This window comes from Microbacterium sp. LWH12-1.2 (assembly GCF_040675825.1).
Taxonomy (GTDB): Bacteria; Actinomycetota; Actinomycetes; order Actinomycetales; family Microbacteriaceae; genus Microbacterium.
In genome coordinates this window covers 3,684,805-3,709,231 of record NZ_JBEGIJ010000001.1, presented here as the reverse complement: position 1 = coordinate 3,709,231, position 24,427 = coordinate 3,684,805, and the positions used below count along the sequence as shown (strand labels likewise).

Sequence of the window (24,427 nt, the reverse complement as noted above, 5' to 3'; positions counted from 1 at the left end):
CCTCCCGAGTGATCTGTGTCGAGCGCTCGAGGAAGTGTCAGGCGATGGATGGTCCTGTCGGCTCTTCGAGCGCCAGCAGATACGCGAGAAAGTCGATGGGGCAGCGCTCGGCGATGAGGTTCTCGGGCCCTCAAGTGGATCGAGTCGGTCGGCCGAGATCCGAACCTGCGCGGCGGACGAGGCGGCGTTCGGGCTGTCACACGTCTCATCCATGAGATCGAATGGATCGGGCAACACCGTTAACTCGGGGTGGCGGAGCGCGAGATCCGCAATCAATGTGCTCTTTCCGCTCGCGTGGGTCCCCGAGATGACGATCCGCATATCGCGACACTATGGCACCGAACCCCTTCAGCCCGCGTTCACCCACTCAAGCGCGTGCGGACCGTTCCCGTTAGTTGCTGCGCTCTCGATATGGGCGTGTCCGCGCGTGACGATGATCCAAATGCCTCGCCCGCGCGGAAATGAGCGGCGGCAGTCTTCTGCCCGACACTCAGGTGGTTGCTCGGGTCCGGATGCTCGTACGGAGGTCGTCGGTGCGCACGCCGACAGCGTTGAGATTCCGACGCATTTGGGTGAAGACCGGCGCCTGGCGCTTGGGATCAGCGATGGTGAGTACAGCTGCGTATGGGATCCCGTCGACCGGCAGCGGCTCTTCTGTGCGCTCAAGGTAGTCGACTTGGAAGCGCCAGTCGGCGGATGGTCCGCGCCCGCGCATTGTCGTCGTCTCGAATGACTTGACCAGTTGCCATTTCATGGACTCGAGCAGTAAGTCACGTTCGTTCTTGTGTGTCTTGTCCGGGCTCGGTGCCGCGTTGACTCGTTTGAGCCGGGTGGCGAACTTTCCATCTTTTTGTCGCTGTTTCAGGTGTGCATCGATGTTGGCTCGTACGCGCTCATCCCCGTGCTCGTAGGCGATGGGTGGGCGGGCGACGAGTGTCAGCCGTGCTTTGCCGCTACATCGGCCGTCCTCGACGAGGGCGTCGGGCCACCGAAACTCGAACCAGTTGTCTTCTTTGGGGCGGATGACGCTGCTGACGACCAGGGTGATTTCCGAGTCGTCGCGCTGGAGCATTTTCTCGGCGGTGACGGGCATGCCAAAGCCGATGAGGTGCTGTGCGGCGGGCAGGAGGGTCTTGTGGGTGAAGAGCGTGGGAGTGTTGGCGAAGTGCACCATCAGGGCCAGGAGCACTTCCCGAGAGACGTCGCCCTCGATGAGGGCGTCCAGGTCGGCGAGTCGGCGCGCAACGAGTGGGGCGGCGTAGCTGGTCCCGCACCCGGTGACCAGGGATCCGGTGCCGTCCACGGAAAGCATTCCGCGGTTGCCGTCGGCGAGGGCTGTGCCGGAGCCACCAATGTGTGCGAAGTCGGGTTTCGTTGCCCCCCGGAGGCCGGGACCGCGGCGGCTGTATCGCGCCAGCGCGAGCGGGACCTGCCCGTCCATCTTCGGCGGATTCAGGGCGCTCACGGACACGTTCTGGAGGCTTTCTCCGGGCTCGGCGAGGAACCCTGCGGTGTCAGCGGCGAGGGAGGCGAGTGCGGTTGCCGGGCTTGTGTGCCATTCGGGGCGGATGTCAGCGGAGTCGAGGTTGCCCGCGGAGATGACGAAGATGACGTCGTGGGTTCGGGCGATATGATCCAGGCGTTCCGCCGTCCACCCGTACGTCTGGGAGGTGCGCGGCGTGCGGACGTTGATGCTGAGGTTGAACACGCGCACACCGTGGTCACGCCTGTACGCCTCGACGGCCGCTTCGATCTCGTCGAAAAACTGTGCGATCCCGCCGGGGTAGTAGCCACTGAAAGGGATGCCGGTATCGCCGGGGTCTGCGGGCAACACGTCGATGTCGTAGATGACGCACCCGTGTTGTTGGTCCTGGGGGAAGGAGGGATTCATCCGCTTCTCCGCGATAAGAAGCCCAGAAATGAAGGTGCCGTGATCGGTGTCGCGGTCGTCGTCCGTGAGGATGCCCCACCGGTCCCCGACCCACCCGTCGAGGTACGGTGCAACACCACCGTCGATGACACCCACTTTCGTCAGCGGCTCGACCTCCGGGATCTCGAAGAAGTGCTCCGGTGCGGGATCGTTGAGCGTCGCGCTCGCGCCACGTTCGCCGGAGACGATGGGCGGAAGCTCGATGGATCGAACGATGGGGTTCGTTCCCAAAGTCCGCAGGATCGCTTCGTGGGTCTCTGCGCTGCTCAGTGCATTACCGGCGGAGGACTCGATGGCGGCCCGCGTGGGGGAAACTGTGAGCGAAAGCGTGCGACCGAATCGACCGTTGTCGGGCAGCAGCCGTAATCCCAGCCCGTCACCGGTGGCGGCGGCATCCAGGGCCATGCGGGCAAGGGCCTCGCCGGCGGCGATGCTCGGGATGTCCGGGGCGGATGCAAACGGGAAGCACGTGATGAGGTAGCCGCTGCCGGCGCCGGCCCGTTGCAACCATGCGACTGCCTCGACGGCGCTGAATTCGCGGCGGTCAGCCTCGGACCAGAGGGTCACCGACTCGATGGAGGACACCTCGCACCGGTTTCGGCTCGGGCTCGCTTTGACTTCGCCGGTCTTGGTGTTGGTCTTGTCGATCACCACTGTCTCTGCGGCCTCGATGGCCGCGATGACCTTGTCCAGTGACTCGGGGGTCACGGCGAAGATGGGCTCCCCAACACCGTCTGTTCCCACCTGCGGTGCCCATCGGCTGCGGAACAGTTTCGTTTGCGGTCGGTGAGATTTCGCGATCGCGTCCCGCTGCATGGTGACCTTCACATGCCCGAGGCCGTTGAACGCCGGCTCCTGGACCAACGATGCCCGGATCGCTTTCGCGGCGTTGGCGAGGGTGTCGCGGTGAGTGGCGAAGCCGGTGTTGTTGCCGTCGAAGAAGTCGGTGCCGTTGTCGACGGGTGGTGTGCGCTTGCGTTCGTCGCGGAGGGCATCGTTGTTGAGCACGAGCTGCACGGGCGCGTTTGCCATGGGGTTACTCCTCCGTCACGCGACGTTGCACGGTCTTCGTACTGACGCTGAACAGGTAGGCCAGATCCGTGTAGCTGAGCCCCGCCGCGTGGAGCGGGCGCATTTGTCTCGCCTCATCGAGACGCAGGGTGTCGAGGACGTCATCGCGGATATGGACGGAGGTGGACTCGGCCACCTGTGCGACTGTCACAGCTGGCGGGACCGCCGCCGCCTCGAGGAACAGTCGTCGCTTGCGGTACTTGGTTGCCAATGTGCGAAGCTCCGCGCCTGACAAACCTTCCGCCACCCACGACAGCAGGTGGGCTTCTGCACGCGCGTTCTCGCCGGCGTCGTCCAGGGAACGCAATGCGATCTGCACTCGCTGCTCGAACGCTGGTTTCGGAATTGCCAGTTGCACTTCAAATCGACGCCAGATCGCCGGATCCAGCAGTGCCTCGTGATTGGTGAGTGCGATCGTGACTCCCAGACCCACGCGCACGTCCATGTTCTGGAGCAGGGCATTGACCACTCGTTTGATCTCCCCGACCTCGTTGGGGTCGTCGCGCACCTTCGCGATGGCATCGAATTCGTCCAGGACGAGCACGCAGTCGTACCGGTTCGCGAACGCGAACAGGGTTCCCAGATTGCGGGCTGTCGTGCCGAGGAACGAGCTAATGAGTCCGTCCAGGCGCGCCAGCACGACGGGGCGGCCCAGTTGTTGCGCGAGCCACAGCGCAAGGCTGGTCTTGCCCGTTCCCGGGGCGCCGTAGACGAGCAGCGACGGCGACGGGGAGAGCCCCGCTGCACGGATACGGTCGGCGTTCATCCACTCCATCAGCAACGCATCGACGTTGCCCTGCACAGCGTTGGGGAACAACGGCAACGTCGACACAATGTCGTCGGGCATGATGACGGTCGCCAACGGAGCGGACGAGTCCTTGTCGACGGGGACGGCCGTCTGGGCGGTCAGCGCCTCGAGACTGGTCGTGGGTGCAGTCGCGTGCACGCTCTGTGTGAGCCGGCTGGGCGCGACTTCTGTGCTTCGAGTGCGCTGGTTGAGGAGCTTGGTGAGAGCCGCCGCCTGCGTGCTATCACCGTCGGCAACGAGCGCGCTGACCAGTCGTTTCACCTGGTGGTTCAGACGCTCGGAGTCGTTCCCCAGTGCGACGCGGACAAGTGATGTGACAATCGGGAAGTGCTCCATGTGGACAGCCTAGACGCAGTCCCGGACATTTCCGGTAGAAGAGTGGACACAAGGGCTGCCTGACGGGACTTCATCGGTGATTCTGGGGACGCGAGCCGCGCCCGGCGCCAGGTGCAGGGGTTTGCTCCCTGGTGCTTCCTGCGCACGAGACCGCGCCGTCTAGAGGGAAGGACGCGGGGTCGCGTGGGGGCGCAGCACAAGATCCTCGTCGTGAGGGGCTAGTGGCACATCACCCGTCGGTAAACCAGAACGAGCCAGGATGGCGTTCGTGGATGAGCGTTGACGATGACGTCGTCGATGCGCTCGACGCGCTCGACGAGCGCACCGAGGTTGACGTTGCGTGGCTGACAACGTGGCCTCACGATAAAGTCGCTTGGCTCATCCAGGAACCCCTTCGCGGCAAACTTTCAGGCTCCTACGTGACCTGGCAGAACTGGCCGAAACAGGGCTGGCGACTCCAGAGCCTCATCTCATACGTGCGCGACGTGGAGCCCGCCGCCGTCGCCTGGGCGGACGACCGTGCGCCAGACGACGCCGCACGACGACTTACGGGAATGACCGACGTTCCCTCGTTCGTCGTGCGGCCGAACAAGCACGTGGGTCTCACGCTCGAGGACGTCGAGAGAATCGCCGCCGTCCTCGAGCGCACTGATCAAAACCGCTGAAGCTTCAGTTGGTTCTGAGCGGTCTTCAGACCCGCTTGCTCACCAACTACTCAATCCTGGTCGACAGGGTCGTCGAGCTTCCAGTCCTCGTCTCGATTGCCAGGGAAGAACGGGCAGGCGTCACCGCATCCCATCGTGATGACGACGTCCGAGGCCTGACCGGATGACATCCGAGGCGTCTAGGTGTGCGCGCCGCCGTCAATCCTGATCTCCGTTCCGGTGATGAAGGCACCATCGTCCGAGATCAGCATGGCGATGACTCCTGCAACGTCTTCAGGCCTGCCCATTCGTCCGTCGTTCAGCGGTGCGCCTAGGTGCTCGAGCAAGCTCCAGTCCGTGTCAGCAGGCAGGTTTTGCGGGGTCGTGTTGGTGATCCCGCTAGTGATCCCTCCGGGAACGATGTTGACTGCGCGAAGTCCCTGCCTGGCGTACTCGAGAGCGACGGAGTGAGTGAATGACGCGATCGCCCCCTTTGTCGCGGCGTAGGCGGCCATGTAGGGGTGCGCGAAGAACGCCGAGGTGGACGCGAAGTTGATGATGACACCGTTCGTCGTCGTCAACAGGTGGGGAAGGCTTTCGCGCACCATGAGGAACGTGCCGGTCAAGTTCACCTGAACCAGGCGGTTCCAGCGGTCGAGGGTCATCTCATGAGTGTGATCCCCATAGAGGATGCCGGCGGCGTTCACGATCGCGTCGAGTCGCCCGAAGTGAGAGACGACGGCCGCGACCGCGGTGCTGACAGACTCCTCGTCCGCGATGTCGACGCGGTGGATGAGGAGTCGCGAGCGCGCGTCTTCCGGTGCGGCCTCGATGAGGTGGGCGAGGTCCTCTTCGCGCAGGTCGAGTGCAGCGACGCTCGCTCCTTCGTCGAGCAGACGGAGGGCGGTGCCTCGTCCGATGCCTGAGGCAGCACCAGTGACGATGATGATCTTGTCGGCGAGTCGGGCAGTCATTCATGCTCCATTCATACGGGGATCGATTCGGAGGATGTGGGCAGCAAGTTGGGATCCGATACTGAGGAAGGAGCATGCTCGCGCACCATCGCTAGCACAACGACGTCGGGGGTGCCCTCGGCGGAGACGGTGACCTCGATCGCGCCCGCGCGATCGGGGCGAATGACCGCGAGCACACGGCCGTCGTACGTACCGTGAGTGTTTTGGTCGAATCGCTCGATGGTGCGGGGTCGGCCGCTCCCAAGGGCAGTCAGTGACCCTGCCCCTGTCACCGTCACCGTGGCCGGCCGGTCGGCGTCGTTGATCAGGTTTCCGCCGGCGTCACGAAGTTCGATCTCGGCGAAGAAGAGGGTTCCGTCTCGAAGCTCTGCGGTGGTCTTGTCGAGTCGGACATCGAGGAGCGCTTCGTCAGCAGCCGATTCCAGGATGGAGCGGCTGACTTCTTCGCCGTCCCTGAGGGCGATTGCCTCGAGAGTTCCGGATTCGAAGGGAATCTCGAAGTCGGCGACGAACGCACGATGAGCACCGACATGTTCCGTGGCGACCGTACGGCCGTTGAGTTCGAGCCTGATCTCGTCCGCGTCGCTGTACACCTCGAGGCTCATGGGGAAGCCGTCTTCGATGTTCCAGCTCCAGCTGGAGACCGCGTCAGTCCAACTCCACTGTCCGAGCGTGAACGCCCGCCCGTGGTTCGATGGTCGCCGCACGGCGATGTACGGCTCGGAGCGGAGACCGAAGACGGTCTCGCGGTAATACGACATCGGGCGGCGGTGCCCGGTGATGTCGAGGTCTGCGGACCAGGACGTGAGCCACGGGAACTCACCGTCGAACGCGTCGGGCTCGCCTTCGTACTTCACGCGGCCGACCCCGACTTCGCCAAGGTAGTCCCACCCGGACCACGTGAAGTCGCCGAGCACGTGCGGATTTTCAGTGACGAGTTTCCAGTTGCGGTCGATGCGCGACGGGAACGTTTCTGTCCCAATCACGAGGCGATTGGGGTGTTCTCGACCGTCCATCTCGTAGCGGGCGTCGCCGTAGTTCAAGCCGACGATGTCAAGGACTGCAAACGATTCTGCCGTCGCTGCGGTGACCAGTGGAGACGTTGCCACCCAGTCCATGAAGTCTTCAGTACTGCCCATGAGGGCGTTCACTCCACCGTCAGCTTCCGCCTCCGCGGTCTCGCTCGGCTCCGCCGCGTCTTCGGTGGCGGCCTCAATCATCTCGGAAATCTCGCTCAGCGCGGACACGAAACCGTTGATGCCATTGGTCACGTAGCGTGAGTCGTCCAGCTCACGCACCTTCTCGGCAAGCCTCCGTCCCCATTGGCTCGCGATTGCATTGCCGGTCTCCGGGATCTCGTTACCAATCGAGTAGATGATCACACTGGGATGATTGAAGTCCGTGGCCACCATCGCCTCGACATCCCTCTCCCACCACTCGGGGAAGGACAGTGAGTAGTCGAAGGGTGACTTCGATTCGGCCCACATGTCGAACGTCTCGTCCATGACGAGTACGCCGTGGCGGTCGCACGCGTCGAGCATGGCAACACTCATGGGGTTGTGGCTGTTACGAATCGCGTTGAATCCTGCGGCTTTGAGAAGGATGACGCGACGCTCCTCCGCATCCGCGTAGGTAGCTGCCCCGAGGATGCCGTTGTCGTGGTGGATGCATGCACCGCGCAGCTTCACAGGTTCCCCGTTGATGCGCAGACCATGAGCGGGATCGAGTTGCAGCGTGCGGATGCCGAACGTGGTGTTGCGGGTCTCAGGCATCTCGGAGATGCCGTCAAGCGTCGTGCGGGCGGTGTACAGCGCCGGGTGATCGACGCTCCACCTCTCGGGCGCCGCGACGTAGAGACGTTGCCTGACAGTCGCTTCTGTCTGCGGGAGCGTGGTCACGGGACTCGTCTCGACGCCGACCACACGCCCCTGAGGGTCAAGGATCTCTGTGGTGATGGTGGCGGTGCGAGTCGCGATGCCGGTGTTGGACACCCGGGTGACAACATTGACCACCGCTCGTTCCTCATCAATGTCAGGCGTCGTGATCTGCACACCTCCCTGTTCGGGGATGTGCACTCGTTCGCTGACCCAGAGATGGACTTCGCGATAGATGCCTGCGCCTGTGTACCAGCGGGAGTCCGCGTGGGTGCGGGCGTCGACTCGGATGGTGTTCTCCGCACCGTGTTCCAAGTATCCGTCGAGAGAGACGATGAATGCGGCGTACCCGTTGGGGCGTTGGGCGACGAAGGCGCCATTCACGTAGATCATCGCGTCGCGATAGACGCCCTCGAACTCGAGAGCGACGTGTTTGTCCTGCCAATCGAGTGGCACGTCGAGGGTGGTGCGATACTCGAAAGCACCGCCCGGGAAGAATGCGCCCGCCGCGCCACTGGGAGCGTCAGCATGACGCTCGAGCGAGATGATCGCGTCGTGCGGCAGGTGGACCGGCACACCGGGCGATGATTGTCCGTGCGCGTCAGCGAAGATGCTGGTCTTCGGGCGGTACGTCCAGTTGGCGTTAAGAGGTGAACGGCTCATTGTTGTCTTTCGATGAGAAGGGTCGAGAAAAGGGCTCTCAGGTGGTTGCCGTGACTGACCATCCGGAGCGGATGGCGTCCAGCGTCTCCAGCACGGCGGTGCTGTCCGAGAGTGGGTGGCGCGGGTGTTGAACGGTGCCATCGGACAACGCCTGGTGGACTGCGCGGAGCATCGGCACGTATCCAAATCCCTGTTGCGGGAAGGTCCGATCCGCGGGTTCTCCGAATGCCTCGCCGAGGTCGCCTGAATGTATGCGGTACTGTTCTGTCGCCCAGAAGGGTGGGGCGAACGTCGCCCACCCGTTCGTCCCACTCACCGCAGCGGTGGGCTCCAGGTAGGTCACCATCGACGCTGCGAGCTGCGCGAATCGCCCGCCGTCGTATTCGAGCGTTGCGTGAACGGTGAGATCCACGTCGTCAGATCTCACGGTTGCTCCGCTGGTGACTCGCAGCGGCTCGCCTAGGAAGTCCCGGGCGAGTGTCACGGCATAGATGGCTTGGTCGAGAAGGGTGCTGCTGCGCAGTTCGCTACTCCAACGTTCCGAACCTGGGGGCCCGAAAGGCAGGCCGAAAGCAGCACGCACCCCGCGGACGTCTCCGAGCGTCCCCTCCCCCGCTTCCTCAAGCAAAGCGATGTATGCGGGAGCAAACTTCATCCACATCGCCTCCATGGCGAAACGACCATTCGCTTCCGCTGCACTCGCGATGGCTCGAGCCTCATCGGCGTTGACGCCGAGCGGCTTTTCTACGAGCACGTGTTTCCCTGCATCGAGGGACGCGATGGCCAGTCGGGCGTGGGTTGCGTGTGGTGTGGCGATGTAGACGATGTTTACGTCCGGCGCGGCCAGCACATCCTCAATCGAGTCGAAGGCTCGTTCGAAGTGGTGCATGGAGGCGAATGATCTGGCCTTTCCGCTGTCCCGTGACCAGACTCCGACCCGCCGCGCGCCATCGACATGGCTCAGATCGGCGGCAACCGAATGCGAGACGGTTCCCGCTCCGACGAAGGCCCATCCGAATGCGGCAGGTCGGTCGGTCATGGTGTCACCGTGAGCGTTTCCGTGAACGGCGCGGTGGAGTCGCCACCGATTGCCACGTCGAACGTCGTGGTGTCCTGGATCGTCGACGACGTGACGGCACTCCAGTATTGGAGCTGGTCTGGCCCGAGTTCGAACTCCAGTCGAAGAGATTCGCCAGCCGCGAGCGAGATGCGGCGGAAGCCTTTCAGCTCTCGTACGGGACGGGTGGATGTCCCGTATCGCTGATGAATGTAGAGCTGGGCGACTTCATCCGCATCACGATTGCCGGTGTTGGTCACCGTGACGCCGACCGTCGTCGATTCGCCTCGCGCGATCTCTGATTGTTCGACGCTGATCGCCCTGTACTCGAAGGTCGAGTACGAAAGACCGTATCCGAAGGGGTAGAGCGGGGCGTTCGGCTCTTCGAAATAGCGCGCATCCCGTTCTTCCGGGAGGAAGGTGCGATTGTGTGCGTAGACGAGCGGAACCTGTCCGACGTGCCGCGGCCATGTGAACGGCAGACGCCCGGCTGGGCTCGTCGTCCCCACGAGCACTGACGCTAGAGCCTCTCCCGCACGGGATCCCGGGTACCACGCCTGCACGATTGCCGGGACATGTTCGTCAGCCCACCGGAGGTCCAGCGGACGTCCGGAGACGACGACCACGATGACCTTCGTGCCGGTGGCGTGGATGCGCTGGAGTTGCTCGAGCTGCCGCCCCGGCAGGTCGAGGGTGCTTGTCGACGACTTTTCGCCGATCTGATTCTGTCGCTGTCCGACGACGACGATGGCGATGTCGGAGACTTCGGCGAGGGCGACCGCACGGTCGATTGCGGCGTCGTCGTCGTATCCCTCGGGAGTGCGCTCCACGGTGGTGTCCATCACATCGAACATGGATGGGTGCACGCGCTCAGGGATGCCGGCGCCGGGTTCGTAGGTGACGCCATCGAAACCGAATGCGTCGCGCAGCCCATCGACGATGGTGACGGTCTCATCCGTGTCGTGGTCGAACACCCACGGCCCGAGAAGATCTCGCTTACTGTCTGCGAGCTGCCCGATGACGGCGACCCGTCCGACAGCAGAGGTATCGAGAGGCAACACGCCATTGTCATTTTTGAGAAGGACAATGGACGCCTCCGCCACCGACCGAGCGAGAGTGCGGTTCTCGGGGTCGTTGATAGCAGCCGCGGTGCCCGCCTCATTCGCGTAAGGATTCTCGAACAGGCCGAGCCGGAATTTTGCGGTCAGCACTCGCCGCACTGCGGCGTCGAGCACGATCTCGTCCACTCTGCCCTCGGCAACGGCTTGCGGGAGGTTGTCGAATGCCGGCTCGTACATGCACATCTCCATGTCAAGGCCAGCTTCGAGGGCACGAGCAGCTGCATCGGTCTGATCCTCTGCAAAGTGTTGAACGGCGAGCGAGCGCACGGCGTTGGCGTCCGAGACGACGAAGCCATCGAAACCGAGCTGGTCTCGAAGGATGTCGGTCAGTAGCGTCCGGCTCGCCGCTGCGGGCACCCCGTTGAGGTCCATATATGCACTCATGACGTTCCCCGCGCCAGCATCTATCGCTGCGCGGAACGGCGGGATGTAGACATTCCACAGCTCGTTGTCCGATACCTCGGCGTCGTCGTAGTCGCGACCACCCCGGGATGCGCCGTAACCGACGAAGTGCTTGGGTCCTGCCAACAGACGGTCGGCACCGAAATCACCCTGGAAGCCGCGGACTTGAGCTGCCGCCATCGCAGAGGCTAGCACCGGGTCCTCACCTGCACCCTCGATGATGCGACCCCATCGAGGATCCCTGGCGATGTCAATCATCGGGGCGAAGGTCCAATGCACACCCGCCGCCCGCGCTTCCCGCGCCGCAGCCGCCTGCGCGGCTTCCACGGCCTGCTCTGACCACGTCGCGGCAAGGGCGATCGGTGCGGGGAAGATCGTTCGCCACCCGTGGACGACATCGAAGCCGAATAGGAGCGGGATGCCGAGCCGCGACTCTTCCACGGCGTACTTCTGCAGCTTGTTGCTCAGCGCAGGGTCCCGCAGGAACAGGAGCGAGCCAGCACGACCGGAGCGGATGGCGGCTTCAATGAGCGCGGGGAGCTCGACATGGATTCGGTGTTCCGGGGGAAGCGAGTCGATGTCGAAGTCATCGGGGATCGGCTGACCGTCACCCGTATAGAAGTATTGCGTGAGCTGGCCGGCCTTCTCCTCGACGGTGAGTCGCGACAAGAGGTCCTCGACGCGTTCGTCGACGGGCAGGTTCGGGTCTCGATAGGGCAAGACAGTCATCGGTTCCTCCGTGGAATCGTGAGACAGCAGTAGTGATCTATGGGTTGGCGCCGCGTGCAGAGCTCAGCGGGACGATCCTTCAAGAGCGCTCTGCAACTCGTCTCGCAGCTGAGCAGATGCACCAGGCACGTAGTCGAGCATTGTGCGGATGGACATCCCGGCGGCCTCCGGTGCCTTGCCGTCCAAGGGGACCCCCGGATAGTGGCGGGCGAAAACTTCGGTGAAGCGGTGCCACCCGGCCGGGTCGTCAGAGACCTCGCGGAGGGTGGAGTCCAAGCTCAGCGGGGCGCGCTCTGCGACCTGTGCGACGTTGTACTGCCACGAGTGTTCACCTCCGCCGATCTCTACGAGCGCAGAATCGGGATGCAGCGGCAGAGCGACTTCCGCCGTGGTGCACTCAGGGATGGCCACGTCCAGAGAAACCTGCCCACCCTCCAGCCGCCAAGCAATACGCACCTCGCCGTGGACCGTGAGGTGGGTCAGGTCGGCGAAGGCGAGGTTGCCACCGGGCTGAGGCGCGATCCGCATGCGGCGGTAACCCGGGGTTATCGCCCCAAGGCCACCAATGGTGCGATGCATCCAGTCGACCACTGCACCCAGTGCGTAGTGGTTCAGCGAGGTCATCCCCGATGGGTTGATTGTTCCGTCCGGGCGGACGGAGTCCCACCGCTCCCAGATTGTCGTCGCACCCATGGTCACCGGGTAGAGGAAGGATGGCGCCTTCGTCTCAAGGAGAAGGAGGTAAGCCTCGTCGAGGTGCCCGGTGGAGGTCAGAGCATCCGTGACCAGCGGCGTACCAGCGAACCCGGTCGAGATGCGGTATCCCGCCTGCGCGACGACTGCGGCCAGCCGGTCTCCCGCGTGCTGGAGCTGTGTCTCATCGAGAATCCCGAAGCAGATCGCGAGCGCGTACGCGGTCGCAGTCTCGTTGACCAGGCGCCCATTGGGGCTCACATACTCGCGGCGGAAGGCATCGCACACTTTCGCTGCGAGCGCCTCGAACTCCGCTGCGTCGTCGTCGTGCCCGAGGATGAGCGCGGTGTCAGCCATTTCACGGGTCGTTCGGCACAGGTACGCGCCCGCGACGAGGTGACGGTCAGTCTTACCGCCTGCGGGGTTGTCGTCGGCGGCATCGGGGTCGAGCCAGTCGCCGTACTGGAAACCGGTGCTCCACAGCCCGTCGTCATCGAGGAGGTCGGCGACCTGGCGGATGAACGTGCTCATCGACTCGTACGCATCCTCAAGGATCTTCTCGTCACCGTACTCGCGGTACAACGCCCACGGAAGGCTCACCGCGACGTCACTCCAGAGAGCGGTCGGCGAGGAGGGGGTCGACAGGACATCCGGCACGACCCAGGGGACGAAGCCCTTCTCCTGCTGCTCGATGGCAAGGTCCTTCAACCAGGATCCGAGCACTCCGCGGACGTCATAGAGGAAGGCGGCCGTGGGGGCAAAAGCGTTGATGTCCCCGGTCCAACCGAGACGCTCGTCGCGCTGTGGGCAGTCGGTCGGGATACCGACGAAGTTGTCACGCATGGACCAGACGGCGTTGGAGTGTAGCTGGTTGAGCTGCGGATTCGACGTCGTCAACCATCCGGTCCGCGTCATGTCGGAGTGGACGACGACCGCTCGGATAGCGTCATCCGTGAGTTCTCCGGGCCAACCCTCCACTTCGACGTAGCGGAAGCCGTGGAACGTGAATCGCGGCTCCCACGTCTCAGGTGCGCCACCACGGAGCACATACTGGTCCATGGCCGCGGCTGTGCGCAGCGTCTCGACTTCGATCTCGCCGTCGACCATGACTTCTGCGTGACGCAGGGTGATTGTGGATCCTGTCTCGCCGTGCACGGTGAAACGGACCCAGCCGGAGATGTTCTGTCCGAAGTCGACGACGAGCTTGCCAGAAGGCGTGCGAAGAACCTGCGTCGGTGCCAGCTCTTCGATCCGTCGGATCGGCGGGGCGATGGGCTCGGCGAGTGCGTCGAGCGGCCAGTCGAATGCCTCGACCGGCACCCAGCCGTCGTCGACAAAGCCGGGGCTGTCCCATCCGTCCGGTTCTTCGCGGGCGTCGTACCGCTCACCGTCGTAGATGCTGTTCGCGCCGACCCCGCCGATGGAAGCTGTTGTCGACGGGTCACTGATGACGATGTCGCGAGTTCCGTCGGCATACTCGAGTTCGAGCTCGAACCACGCCGCCGGGCGGTCAGAGTAATGGTTACGTCGATCTTCCCAACCCAGCCGGCCGACGGCCCATCCCTCTCCCAGCACCGCTCCGACGACGTTCGCACCAGCGGTGATCTTGTCGGTGACGTCGTGAGTGCTCACGATGAGGCGGTGTCGATACGAGGTCCATCCGGGAGCGAGGACCTCGTCCCCCACCACGGAACCATTGAGGTGCGGTTCGATGAGTCCTACGGCGGTCGACCTGAGAATGGCACGACGGGGGACGCTCGGCGCGACGAACTCCTTGCGGAGATACGCGGCACGCTCACCCACGGTCCCCTGCACAAAAGGCGGGCTGACGAAACGTGCGGATCGGGTTTCGGGCATCGGATCGGCGCTCCTTGTAAGGGAGAGCTTCGACAGGAGTGCTGTCGAGACTCCATTGTCTGAGAAGTACTAGCGCGAGCTAGCTGTCATCCACCATAACATGAGTGCTAGCGCGCACAAGTCAATCCCACAGACTGCCCGCGGACTGTGGTGGACTTGGAGCGGAGCACGCCGTGCAACAAAGGAGTGACAGTGGCATCGCAGACATCAAGCCGTCGAGTTACAGCAGCGGACATCGCTCGCTCTCTGGGCGTATCCCGTGCGACCGTGGGGTTCGTACTCAATGAGACTCCCGGCCAGACGATCTCTGCAGCAACGACGGAGCGGGTGCTGGCCGAAGCACGGCGCCTGGGGTATCGGCCCCACATCGCCGCGCGGGCGCTCGCCAGCGGCCGAAGCAACATCGTCCTGCTTGTACTTCCGGACTGGCCTATCGAATACAGCCTTCGGGAGAACATCGATGAGGCGACGCACGCGCTCGATGAGCACGGGTATGCACTGATTACCTACACGCCACACGAGGGTACGAGGGCCCGGCCCCTCTGGGAGACGCTGCAACCGGACGTCGTCATGGGGCTCCTCCCGTTCTCCGATTCGCTCGTCAGATCCATGCGCGATGCGGGGGTCGAACGAATCGTGCCGGACCCCGACGAGGTGACGGACGTCCGCTACAACGAGGGCGGACCCCGGCTCCAGGTGGAACACCTTCGCGACCTGGGGCATCAACGGCTCGGCTTCGCCCGCCCCAGCGATCCGCGGTTGTTCGAGCTCGCCGATGCGCGCGAGGAAGCGGCCGCGGCTGCGGCAACCGCACTCGGGCTGGAGGTGCCCGCGACCCTCGAGCTCACCCCCGCGGACTCCGAGGATGATCCGCCTATCTCGAAGTGGATGAATGCCGGGATCACGGGCGTGGTGGCGTTCAACGACGACGTCGCGGCCGCAATCATCGGAGCCGCTACTCGTGCTGGGATCGCGGTGCCTCACGACCTGTCCGTAGTCGGCCACGATGACACTCCGATGTCGCTCCTGTTCGAGCCTCGCATCACCAGTGTCCGTATCGACTCGACGGGCCTCGGCCACTACCTTGCTGCTCTCGCCATCCATGCAATGGATCAGACGCCGACACCGGACTGGGAGCAGACCTCAGCCGTCACGCTCATCCCCCGAGCGTCAACGTCTGTGCGCCCGACGCACAGCGAGTAGCGCACAGGGCCTTCGTACAGAGAATGACCCCCAGCGAGCATTTCGCTGGGGGTCATTCTTCTGTCGTCGGATTACCGCACTTGCCGAACTCTCATCACCAGGAACCCACCGACGAGAGTGATTGCTCCGGCGATGAAGTACAGCAGTGTGTAGTTCTTGTCCCCCGCCGACGTCACCCCGATTGCGAGGATGAGCGGAGCAACGAACGGTGCGATTGCCTGCGGGATGGCGGTGGCGAACCCGGCAATCCCCATGAAACGACCGGCATCGGTGTCCCGCTCGGGAAGAACGTCAAGGAGGAGCGCCTGGTCCACCGCAGAGAACGCGCCGATGCCCACGGAAGCGATGAGCGATCCGACGAAGAGCATCGTGATGTCCGTCGCGACAGCTTCCGTCACGACGCCCGCGGCGAAGATCACGGATGCCAGGAGAACGAAGAGTCGACGGCGGCGCAGCTTGTCGGAGAGGAAACCTCCACCGATTGCACCGATGGTCGTGGCCGCGATGCCGACCAGGCTCAGAGTGGCGAGAATGCCTGCGATCTCCTCGACACTGATGTTCAGGCGAGCCGCAAAGAAGAAGGCGGTGAAGGCGGTGTTCAGGGTGAGCCCAAAGTAGAAGCAAAACCGGCCCGACCAGACAAGCGAGAAATCGGGGTACTTCGCAGGGTTGAACAGGTACTTCCGGAACGTCGTTCCGATGGTGAGAACGCCCGAGATAGTCATCTCGCGGCTGTCCTGCTCTCGAGAGAAGAGCAGGAAGAGGGTGAGGAAGAAGACGCCCACCAGGCCGGGGACCAAGAAGAGCAGGAGCGAATCCGCGACGAGAGTGCCGGCGATAATCACACCGGCGACGGGTGCGACCTGAGTGGCAAACCCGACAAGTCCGGCGACCTTGCCGCGCTGGTGCTCAGGGAGGGTATCTGCCATCGAGGTGGTGAGGATGGCCAGGGCCTGGCCCCACCCGATCTGAGCCAGGATCCAACCCACCCCGAGCAGAAGCACGTTCGGCGCCAAACCCATGACGAACAGCGACCCCACGCCGACGAGCATTCCGCCGAGGATCCACGGACGTCGACGACCCAGACGCGAGCGCGTCCGGTCGCTGAGGATTCCGACAATAGGAGTGATAATCATCACGACGATGGAGGCCGCTCCGGTGATGTAGCCCAGGTACACCTCTTCGAAGCCCGGCGCCAGTGCGCTCACCCGCACCGCAAGAGAGATCGCGAGCGGAGTGATAAACGCTACGAAGATTCCGAACTGTGCCAGGACGAGCAGCCAGATGTATGAGCGCGTGGCCTGAAGCGGACGAATGAGGCCCGTAACCGTGCGGATGCCCTCCTGGAGCGCACCAGGCGCGGGAGGAAGTGGCGACGGCAGCTCGGTCCTTGATCCCTCGGCGGGAGTGCCGGGATGAGAGGGCGTGGTCATAATGACTCCATTGTCGAAGGGGGTACCGAACTCGGCACGGTTGCTAGACGGCAAACCGCTCAGGATTCGGGACCTGCGCGGTAACTTGCACGCGCAAGTTGACATGACTGTAGCCGGTCCCACTTGCGCGCGCAAGTTGCAACGATCAGCGTGGCTCGCATCCTTGTCAGGCGCGATCACATGGCTGCTGGCGCTCGGCCGCTTGAAGAGCTTGAAGCCAGAGCACGACGGCGTGGGAGCTATCCAACTGGCCCTCGATCGAGCGATCCTGCATGTCCTGCACCTATTCGAACAGTTGGTGCTCGTCTTCGAGGCCTTCTCTGCCCGCGTCACCCCTCGCGTCGCCCGCGTGGCTTAGGCAGAGTGTCGATACCCACATTCTGATCACGTACTGCCTTGCCGGAGCCCCACATACCTCACACGTCTCGACACTTTCCCACTCAGCCGCACGCACCGCGTCCGTGAACGCCTCATCGAAGTTCGACGGGTCATCAGACGGGTCAGCATAGAAGCTCAGGGCGCCGAACTTTGACTTCACCTGCTGCACGACGTAGTTCGGGGCGATGACAGACAGCGTCGCATCGAGTCTGGTCACCAGCGGGTACCAGCCGACTCCGACTTCCAGCCGTTCTGGCCAGCCTGGAGCGATCCGCTTGAGGAGGCCATGGAGCTCCGGCGGATATTCCTCGGTCATGTCAACTCTCTCGTTCCGTGATGGCGGCCTTGTCCGTGAGTTCTGAGCTCGGTTCATGTTCGATTCCGCGCTGATGGCGTGTCGCTTCTCGGGCCTGTTGGCGACGCCGCGACCGCTCGCGAAACTCACGTCCTACGCGAAGGCTGCGCATGACGCCGTTGTCGAAGCTGATCATTCCTCGGCGCCGCCATTCGATTGCTGCGTGGCCGCGGAAGCCCGCGACGGCACGGCGCCGCTGCACGAAGTCTAGGTTTCGTGGCAGGGGTCCGGGGAGCCCGTCAGTGTCTGGCAGAAGGTGTGTGAAGAGCTCTGCAAAGGTCGGGCCCGCTGTCGTGCGACGACGAGTCTGAGCGATGAAGATCGCCGCCGCCAACGCCCACTGCTCTGCTGTGTCGTCGCCGGTGAAGTCCTCGAACATGAAGACCCACTCTGTTGGCGGCGGCGAGTCGATTTCCTGCCACCAGATCGGGTACGACTCGGGCATCTCAACCATCACAATCGCGGTCGCTCGCACGGGCCTTCCCGCGACGCGACCGCCTGTCATCGGGATGGGCAGCACACGTGCAGGGAAGAGCGGAGCGATCCGACGAGGACGAGATTGTTTCGTATGGCCTTCCGAATTATGCCATACCGATTAGGCCATACGAGGAGTGGCCCGTCGCGACGCTTGGTAGGTGCCCCGACGGAACGATGAGATTGAAGCGGAGTGGAGCGCGTACTCCCAGCGCTTCGCGACCTCGCTCCGTTCTGCGCGGGAGCGTGCCGGGCTGAGTCAGGAAGATGTGGCATACAGATCGGGCCTCACGCGGTACACGTATCAGAAGTACGAAAAGGGTGAGTCGCGGCCGGGGAATCCGGCAAACCCGACGCTTCGAACGATGCTCGCGCTCTCGCAGGTGCTCGAGACTTCGCTGGCAGAACTGATCCCGGACGGTGCCCCCGACCTTCGAAGCCGGTGAGTCACCGCAAACCCAATTCATCTGGTTCCAGGGGCCACTTCCGGGTCACGCTCAGCCGAGAGGTGCCCTCAGTGTGCCCTCGTCTGAGCCCGTCCAGTATCCGTGGCGAGACGTGCCGGAGCAGGCATGCCCGTCGAGTGCCGGACGCGACGATGAGCGCGCGATCTTGCGGGCACAGTGCATTCTTGGCGCTCGTGGTTCGCCTGAGCCCCGCAGCGTAAAGGACCGCACGGTGCGCGTGACCGATGACGGCACCCGCCCAATCGTGCAGCCGCTCGTTCACGGTTGCACCCAGCGTGTTTGCGATGACGTTCGCGAAGCCATCGATCTGTGGCAGCGCCGACCGCGACACCTGGAGGACGCCGCGTAGTATTCGCGGGCTCATGGCGACTTCGACGACTCTCACCACTTCGGGATAGCCGCACAGCATCACCTCCGCAAAGGTGGTCGGCGCAGGCAGCCCGAGCCGTTGGGCGCGCTCCTCGAGGAACGTGCCACCGTCGCTCCCTTGGGACCATGCGAGTACCGCCGCGGCCGCGAGGTTGTACTCGCCGGTGTGCAAGGCAATGCCGCGTTCCCACAGCGGTCCGCGCAGGATCATCTCCGCACGTTTCGCAGACGCCCCAACAGAGACATTGATACTCAGGCCCCCGAGGGTCCAATGGCTATGCCTCAGGCAGAGGGGCCCGGCTCTCGCTCGGGTAGTGGTTGTGAGACCGCCGGCACATTCCACGCAAGCGGTACGTGGTGCGGCAAGGGTGCGGCACCTCGAGCACTTCTGAGGCTTCCAGCGCGGATGACCGCAGCGAGACCACATTCCGTGATCCTCGAACGACACCTCGAATGCGTCATCGGGCAAGCCGCAGAGCCGCGCGAGCGCGACCGCGACACGTGGATCATTCTCGCTCCAAGTTGAACGCCCCGCCTCTCGGATCAGCATGCGGCGAATCTCCCCAACCTCCAGGCAATGCGACTGGGCAAGGCGCTCGACATACCCGCTGACCGTTTCGGCAGCCACCGGGGCGACATAGATGGGCAGGGTACGCATCGCGTCTACTGATGGCGTGCAGGTCGGTCGCGCCGCATCGGCAGTGGACGACGAGCGTCGTCGTGGCGCAGGAAGACCGCTCGAATGCGAGGGACACTGTCACGGACCAGGACTCCAAGGGCCCCCATCTCAAGGGACCGCCCGTGCCGTAGGGGCTTGGTTGCCGAATCACCTAGTCGTAGCTCACGACCGGAGGCGCGGAACCTCTCATTCACGGAACTGAGTCGGTTCCGCGATCGCGACGCGACTGCCGTCGCGGACGCCTCGACCATCGCGGCGACGGGAAGGTACCCGATTTGTCTGTTGCGAAGAAACGCCCGCGCCGAAGGCGCCGTGAGGAACGCGGTCAGTTCCACAGCCTCAGGGTAGAAGTCACGCAAGTGCTGGTCGGCGCCGCCGATGGAGAGAGCATCGTCGACGAGCTCATGGTAGGTCGAGATGATTTCGCAGGCGAGCTCAATCTCGCCCGTGTCGAGGCCGATCCCACGCGCCCATAGAGTTCCAGTGAGGCATCTTTCTGCGCGGGCATATGCGACTGGAATCCCAATCGCCTCGTCGCGTCCGTCACGGTGCCAACGCTTGTGGCGTGCGCAGAAGGCGCCTGCCCGAGATTGGACCTCGACGTTCATCCCGCTCGAGCACCGCCGACACATCGTGACCGGCTTGGGAAGCGCGGAACAGCGCGGGCATTGCGCGTGGGCCCAGTTGTTGTGGATGCAGCGGCTGAAGAGTCGGCGGGTGGTGTCGTGTCGGTCGAACCAGTTCGCCGGCAGATTGTCGAGTTGCGCGACCACGTCGGGCGCGGCCTCCGGCGTTGTCCGCAACGGAAGCCCCTGATTCGCCTTGCGGATGGCGGTCCAGAGTTCTCCGGCCGTCAGGGAGTTGCGTTCGACGAGCCTGTTGTAAAGGCTCCGCACGGTTTCGCCTGGGAACGGACTGACCGTCGCCGGCAGCACTCTCATCGGCCAGCCTTCACCCGTCGGCCTCGTGGTCGTCGTGTGCTCTGTGCCGCTTCATCGGCTACGCGATCTTCGAGCCGCCGTATCGTCTCGAGAACCACCAGGAGAAGGTCCAGGTCGAGTTGTTCGGAACGATCACGAATCGCATCGCGAGCGCAACGCCGAATCGCCTTGGCCATGCGGCCCAGCGATCCCCGCGAGACCTCGCGAAGCTCCGCAGCAATCTTCAGAATGTCACCTTCAGGCTGACGGATGAGACAGAGAGAGTCTTCAAGTTCAGTGAGGACCCTTCCCCAGACCGCAGCTCCCTCGTTTGTTGCGACGTCATATTCGTCGAACTGGACAGTCTCGAATCTGGCCATGATCTGTTCTCCCCGGGACCCCCAGAAGAGCCCGTTCTGCGCGACGTTCACTCCGGCGTAGATCATCGTTCCGGGGCAGCGTTCCGAGAGTTCCTTGAGCGCATCCGCAGCTTGTTCGCTCGCGCGATAGCGCAAATCGAGGCGATGGATGTCGTCGATGATGACGATCTCGGTCTCACAGGCCCGCATCACGTTGGTCACCCGGCCCAGCAGCGTTTCGTACGATGCTGTCTGAGAGAAAGGAAGCGCGTAGAACTCCGCGAGCTTCTTCATCATCGTCTTCTCGGTCGCGTGCGTCGGCACCTGAGCGAAGGCGACAGGGATCAGATCCTTTCTTCGAGTACCTGCCCGTTCTCGCCGAGCTCGTTCATATGCTCGCCCGAACTCTTGGACGGCCGTCGTCTTCCCCATGCTGGGTCGTCCGGAGATGACTACGCCGGATTTGCTCGCGTCGGGCGAGCGATTGTCGGCCATCGCGCTGCTGGCTGCCGCAACGAATCTCCGAAGCGAGGGTGTGGCGATACGAGCACCCACCGACATGAAGCGCTCGCGAGCGATGTTGTAAATGGCGCGATCCGATGACGCCATCTCCTCGTACTCGCTCATGGTGCAAGGCGCGGGTCGTGGAGCATCGAACTCGACGAACTCCCGCCATCCTTCCTTCGTCGTGTAGTCGAAGTTCACCGTCGGGGCATCGAAGTCGAACTGGGCGAGCAGATCGTCGAACATCACTCAGCTCCTTCTGCTTGACGCGTGAGCCCGAACGGAGGCGCCACCGGCCAGCTGGATGCAGCAGCCTCTTCGGTCGAGTCGTCGCTGCTGCTCGGCGCGATCTCTCGCTCCGAGCCCGTAGATGCTACGGAAAGCGTCGCCAGCTGGTTGGTGATCCCGAGAGGGTCTGTCATGTTCGACTTCGCGCGCTTGCGCTCGCGTGAGGTCAGGGACTTGTTACCGGTGCTCATGAAGCGGCGGAGGACCTCGTTCAGGTCGTCATTCGTCGGTGCGTCCTCACCGCGCGCTGCGGCTTGTGCGCGTGCGATTCGCCAGATCTCATCGGCCATCGGCATATTCGAGTAGGGGGATCGCCAGCTGAGGGGGATGAACTCGTCCTCGAGTTGGAGCCAGACGATCATGGGGTTGTACGGATCGACGTGAATCGGCCATTGCCCCGCGTGCCGGCGATCGGGCGACCGCTTGTTGCGCAGGTTGCCCAGCGCTTCGGAGTCGTATCGTCGGAGATCGAGGTTCACCCCGTAGTGATGGATTCCGCGCCATTTCTTCGGGAGCAGGGCTATGTAATGGTCTGCAGTGAGCGGGATCAGCAGCTCGGGGACGGCTTGCCGGTATGCGCTCACCATCTGATTCGGGCTGAGCTTGAACTTCGGGTGGCGTGGATCCCGTAGGGAGCCGTGCGGGCGGTTCTGCCAGATTGCTGCTATCCAGTCTTCGAGCAGCTCCTGCAGTTGTTCGAGCGTGAGCAGCCTGTCGGTCGGGAACCTCTCATCGCCCCGCATGTCCGCGCTTTCGCCGAGAAAGGAGACCACATACTGCGTGAAGCGGTTCTTGATCGTGCGGAACATGCGCTCGATCTTTGCCTTTTGGGTAGGCGTGTATGCCGCCGCGAGGTTCAGGGAGATGCCGAGTGTGCGACATGCATCGGTGAAGTGTCTTGACACATAAGATGCTCCTCGGTCCGTGGTGATCGTCTCGGGGAAGATGTACTGTTGCGCGTCGCGTGCGTCCTCGAAGCGTTGCGCAATGAGGTCGTCGTCTCCCACCCAGGCTTGTGCGATGTTTCGACGGTTGGCGCGAACGCCCTCGGGCCGGTAGGCGTACGGGACGAGAGCGCGGGCGAGCAGGACAACGAGATCGATGCTGCGCGTGCCGATGGTCACGATCGCGCCCGGAACGCTCCGAGAGCATTCGTCGAGCAGGATCGTGAGGTCAGGGCGCACCTGTTCCCCGTCGCAATCGACGAGAATCTCCATCGGAGTGGTGTCGATCAAGACCTGTTCGCCGGGGCGCATCCCGGTCCGGTTGCCGAAGACGTGGCTGGGCTGGTTCGCCGTCGTCCTGCGCGTGCGCGCCGTTCCGAATGTGTGCCGTCCGGCTTCCAACCGTTCCATCAGTCGATAGACCGTTGCCCTGCTGGGCACGTCAACCGCGCCTTTTCCATACCGGGTTTGGAGGTCGCGCTCTACCATCCAGATCAGACGGTCGGCCGTCCCGGTCGACGCTCGAGTCTGACCGTCCATCGCGGAGACGATCGCTTCGATGAGACGCGGATCCTGTGTTGATCGAGGCCTGTCCGCCATCCCGAATCGGCGCCGGTCAAGAAGCCCAGCGACGCCGAACTCGTCGAGAGCGGCAAGCTGCCGCGTCACCTTTATCGCGTTGTAGTCCGTTCCAAGTCGACGATTCACATTGTCGACGGTCGCCTGGTAGGCAGGCGTCTTCTTCATCCCGCCTTCAAGGAGGTCCGAGAGCCGGTCGAGTTCTTCGAGCCACACGTCCACGACTTTGCGGTCCGCGGGTGGGAGCTCGTCAAGGACACCCAAATCCAACACGTCGGTCGTCGACCGCACTGTTGCCGGCTCGCCGCGTTCAGCGAGATCCGCGTTCAGTACCTCGAGATCCTCGCCCATCTCGGCGTTGCGCAGCGTGGTGTAGGTCGCCCGCACAGCGACGACTTGCAGGTCTTCGTCGTTCCATCTCACCAAGTCGCCGGGATGGACGATCATTGGTCTGGCCCGAATCGGACTACGGCGGACATGCTCAGCGGACGGCTGAGATCGCATCGAGCGATGTCGGACCATATGAGGGCGTATGCCGCTCCGAGTGCGCTGTTTGGCGCGTCGTCTAGGAGCGCGACGAGGTCGACAAGTCGGATCGCGCCGGAATCCGGCAGATCCCTGAGAGCCACGCCCTCGAGCCACTGCGGGTCGCGGTAACGCAACAGGAACCTCAGGTTCTGTTGCGTCGCTCCGGGTAGATCGTCGAACACGAGGTAGTCCCATCCCAGAGCGGCCGCCATCCGCCGAGTGAGCTCGAACTTCGCCGCATCCTCCGGTTCGATCTCTGACCTCTCCCGCACGTCGACGAGAAGAGCAGTGCCGTCCTTGCGGCGAACGAAGTAGTCGGGGGCATGTCGGCGCTTCGGGTTGCGCCAATGAATCCACATCGGCTGACTCGACACCGCCTCAGCACTCCGGGTTCGATCGAGACTCATCAAGAACGCCCGCTCCCAAAAGGACTCGAACGGCACGTGCTGGCCCGTCGAGGCAAGCCAGAAGCGTCCCTCGACATTGCGCTTGTGGGGGTAGTCCGGAAATTTCCGGACTGGGGCCGTCTCCTCGAAGGCGATCGACCCAGCGTCCGGCGGTGTCGCCTCCCGAGCGAACCCATGAAGCGAGTATCGAATTGTGGCCGCCAGGGCGTTCGTTCCATCGATCGCCTGAAGCCAGTTGGTGGTCAGCGTCATTGCGGACTCCGTTCGGCCCCGGTGTCCGTGGAGGTGTTCCGCGGTGCGGGTCCTGACTTGTCCGGCAAGTTACTCCGCCGTTCGGCGCGGAACCGGCAACACGCCGCCGATCTACAACTCGGGTGCGAA

The 24,427-nt window shown here is 63.6% G+C and carries 18 protein-coding genes and 2 pseudogenes; 4 read left to right on the top strand and 16 right to left on the bottom strand.

The window, feature by feature from the left end; genetic code table 11:
- Positions 1-490 precede the first annotated feature (490 nt).
- Positions 491-2,947: a S8 family peptidase gene (locus tag MRBLWH12_RS17600; protein WP_363551033.1), complete on the bottom strand. Its 2,457-nt coding sequence runs from the start codon at positions 2,945-2,947 to the stop codon at positions 491-493.
- A 19-nt stretch (positions 2,948-2,966) separates the two neighbouring features.
- The gene (locus tag MRBLWH12_RS17595) at positions 2,967-3,863 is read right to left on the bottom strand and encodes an AAA family ATPase (RefSeq protein WP_363551032.1); all 897 of its coding nucleotides are present in this window, start codon (positions 3,861-3,863) and stop codon (positions 2,967-2,969) included.
- 554 nt (positions 3,864-4,417) lie between these two features.
- Between MRBLWH12_RS17595 and MRBLWH12_RS17590 the strand changes: the two genes are divergently transcribed.
- Positions 4,418-4,810, top strand: a complete 393-nt coding sequence (locus tag MRBLWH12_RS17590; RefSeq protein WP_363551031.1) for a hypothetical protein — start codon at positions 4,418-4,420, stop codon at positions 4,808-4,810.
- Positions 4,811-4,866: 56 nt separating this feature from the next.
- Here the strand turns inward: MRBLWH12_RS17590 and MRBLWH12_RS17585 are convergent.
- The 6 genes and pseudogenes from MRBLWH12_RS17585 to MRBLWH12_RS17560 form a co-directional block, all read right to left on the bottom strand.
- Positions 4,867-4,968 (bottom strand): annotated as a pseudogene (locus tag MRBLWH12_RS17585) (heat-shock protein HtpX); the annotation flags it as partial.
- Positions 4,969-4,989: 21 nt separating this feature from the next.
- Entirely contained in the window at positions 4,990-5,763 is a 774-nt protein-coding gene (locus MRBLWH12_RS17580) for an SDR family NAD(P)-dependent oxidoreductase (RefSeq protein ID WP_363551030.1), read from the bottom strand.
- Between the two features lie 11 nt (positions 5,764-5,774).
- Positions 5,775-8,300 (bottom strand): glycoside hydrolase family 2 TIM barrel-domain containing protein, encoded by a 2,526-nt coding sequence (locus MRBLWH12_RS17575; RefSeq protein WP_363551029.1) that lies wholly within the window; start codon positions 8,298-8,300, stop codon positions 5,775-5,777.
- 37 nt (positions 8,301-8,337) lie between these two features.
- Positions 8,338-9,339 (bottom strand): Gfo/Idh/MocA family protein, encoded by a 1,002-nt coding sequence (locus tag MRBLWH12_RS17570; protein WP_363551028.1) that lies wholly within the window; start codon positions 9,337-9,339, stop codon positions 8,338-8,340.
- Entirely contained in the window at positions 9,336-11,609 is a 2,274-nt protein-coding gene (locus tag MRBLWH12_RS17565) for a glycoside hydrolase family 3 N-terminal domain-containing protein (RefSeq protein ID WP_363551026.1), read from the bottom strand. Before MRBLWH12_RS17565 ends, MRBLWH12_RS17570 begins: the two co-directional genes overlap by 4 nt.
- Positions 11,610-11,672: 63 nt before the next feature.
- Positions 11,673-14,159, bottom strand: coding sequence for an alpha-L-rhamnosidase (locus MRBLWH12_RS17560; RefSeq protein WP_363551024.1), 2,487 nt, complete (start codon positions 14,157-14,159; stop codon positions 11,673-11,675).
- 147 nt (positions 14,160-14,306) lie between these two features.
- Between MRBLWH12_RS17560 and MRBLWH12_RS17555 the strand changes: the two genes are divergently transcribed.
- The gene (locus tag MRBLWH12_RS17555) at positions 14,307-15,362 is read left to right on the top strand and encodes a LacI family DNA-binding transcriptional regulator (protein WP_363551023.1); all 1,056 of its coding nucleotides are present in this window, start codon (positions 14,307-14,309) and stop codon (positions 15,360-15,362) included.
- Between the two features lie 71 nt (positions 15,363-15,433).
- Here MRBLWH12_RS17555 and MRBLWH12_RS17550 read toward each other — a convergent pair whose 3' ends face one another.
- Positions 15,434-16,795, bottom strand: coding sequence for an MFS transporter (locus MRBLWH12_RS17550; RefSeq protein WP_363551022.1), 1,362 nt, complete (start codon positions 16,793-16,795; stop codon positions 15,434-15,436).
- Between the two features lie 283 nt (positions 16,796-17,078).
- Complete coding sequence (locus MRBLWH12_RS17545) at positions 17,079-17,489, bottom strand: hypothetical protein (RefSeq protein WP_363551021.1); 411 nt, start codon at positions 17,487-17,489, stop codon at positions 17,079-17,081.
- Positions 17,490-17,544: 55 nt separating this feature from the next.
- Here MRBLWH12_RS17545 and MRBLWH12_RS17540 point away from each other — a divergent pair, with 55 nt between their 5' ends.
- Positions 17,545-17,739 (top strand): hypothetical protein, encoded by a 195-nt coding sequence (locus MRBLWH12_RS17540; protein ID WP_363551020.1) that lies wholly within the window; start codon positions 17,545-17,547, stop codon positions 17,737-17,739.
- 424 nt (positions 17,740-18,163) lie between these two features.
- Positions 18,164-18,448: a helix-turn-helix transcriptional regulator gene (locus MRBLWH12_RS17535; protein WP_302791025.1), complete on the top strand. Its 285-nt coding sequence runs from the start codon at positions 18,164-18,166 to the stop codon at positions 18,446-18,448.
- 1 nt (position 18,449) lies between these two features.
- On the opposite strand, the gene MRBLWH12_RS17530 is transcribed toward MRBLWH12_RS17535, so the two are convergent.
- The 6 genes and pseudogenes from MRBLWH12_RS17530 to MRBLWH12_RS17505 all read right to left on the bottom strand — a co-directional run bounded on the left by MRBLWH12_RS17530 (position 18,450) and on the right by MRBLWH12_RS17505 (position 24,298).
- Positions 18,450-19,049 carry a hypothetical protein gene (locus MRBLWH12_RS17530; RefSeq protein ID WP_363551406.1) on the bottom strand — a complete coding sequence of 200 codons (600 nt, stop codon included), beginning with the start codon at positions 19,047-19,049 and terminating at the stop codon, positions 18,450-18,452.
- Between the two features lie 126 nt (positions 19,050-19,175).
- Positions 19,176-19,496 (bottom strand): annotated as a pseudogene (locus tag MRBLWH12_RS17525) (TniQ family protein); the annotation flags it as partial.
- A gap of 5 nt (positions 19,497-19,501) precedes the next feature.
- A complete protein-coding gene (locus MRBLWH12_RS17520; RefSeq protein ID WP_363551018.1) occupies positions 19,502-20,458 on the bottom strand; it encodes a hypothetical protein in 957 nt (318 codons plus the stop codon).
- Positions 20,455-21,546 carry a TniB family NTP-binding protein gene (locus MRBLWH12_RS17515; RefSeq protein ID WP_363551016.1) on the bottom strand — a complete coding sequence of 364 codons (1,092 nt, stop codon included), beginning with the start codon at positions 21,544-21,546 and terminating at the stop codon, positions 20,455-20,457. Before MRBLWH12_RS17515 ends, MRBLWH12_RS17520 begins: the two co-directional genes overlap by 4 nt.
- Positions 21,546-23,558 carry a hypothetical protein gene (locus MRBLWH12_RS17510; RefSeq protein WP_363551014.1) on the bottom strand — a complete coding sequence of 671 codons (2,013 nt, stop codon included), beginning with the start codon at positions 23,556-23,558 and terminating at the stop codon, positions 21,546-21,548. The genes MRBLWH12_RS17515 and MRBLWH12_RS17510 overlap by 1 nt, the downstream gene beginning before the upstream one ends.
- Positions 23,555-24,298: a TnsA-like heteromeric transposase endonuclease subunit gene (locus MRBLWH12_RS17505; RefSeq protein WP_363551012.1), complete on the bottom strand. Its 744-nt coding sequence runs from the start codon at positions 24,296-24,298 to the stop codon at positions 23,555-23,557. The genes MRBLWH12_RS17510 and MRBLWH12_RS17505 overlap by 4 nt, the downstream gene beginning before the upstream one ends.
- Positions 24,299-24,427 lie beyond the last annotated feature (129 nt).